Below are 601 nucleotides of genomic sequence, written 5' to 3'. Positions count from 1 at the left end.
CAAAGTCATTACCGTTGTTGGTGCCATCTTGATTGATATCAACAAATACACGACCTGATATTGATTTGTCGCCAGTGCTTAGTTGCTCAGTGAAGATAAGTTCAGGCGCTGCTTGCTCACCCAGTACCACTTTGATCTCACGGTTTGAGCCAAACTGATCAGCCGATGAACCTAAGTAATCTTGCCCTTCAACATAATCTGTTGCGCCTTGCGTGATGGTGTAGCCTGCTGAGTTCGAAGCGCGAAGTCCTGTAAAGTTAAACGTGCCATTTGCATCCGTTGTGGTGCGCAGATTCACCGCTTCACCGTAAAGATCCTCACCTGTCAGCTGGATCTCAATCCCCGCAAGGACAAAGTCATTCCCGTTGTTAGCACCATCTTGGTTGATATCAACAAATACGCGACCTGATATGGATTTGTCGCCAGTGTTAAGTTGTTCAGTGAAGATAAGCTCAGGTGCTGCTTGCTCACCCAGTACCACTTTGATCTCACTGTTTGAGCCGAACTGATCCGCAGCTGTTCCAAAATAATCTTGGCCTTCAACATAGTCAGTTGTACCTTGAGTAACGGTGTAGCCCGATGAGTTAGAAGCGCGAAGGCC

The 601-nt window shown here is 47.3% G+C and carries 1 protein-coding gene; it reads right to left on the bottom strand.

Annotated elements, in window-relative coordinates; translation table 11 throughout:
- The coding region (locus tag N483_RS25055; protein ID WP_196764433.1) for an SdrD B-like domain-containing protein at positions 1-601 on the bottom strand (601 nt) is incomplete at both ends.

Origin of the sequence: Pseudoalteromonas luteoviolacea NCIMB 1944 (assembly GCF_001625565.1) — a bacterium.
Lineage (GTDB): Bacteria > Pseudomonadota > Gammaproteobacteria > Enterobacterales > Alteromonadaceae > Pseudoalteromonas > Pseudoalteromonas luteoviolacea_F.
This window is presented reverse-complemented; position numbering and strand designations above follow the sequence as displayed.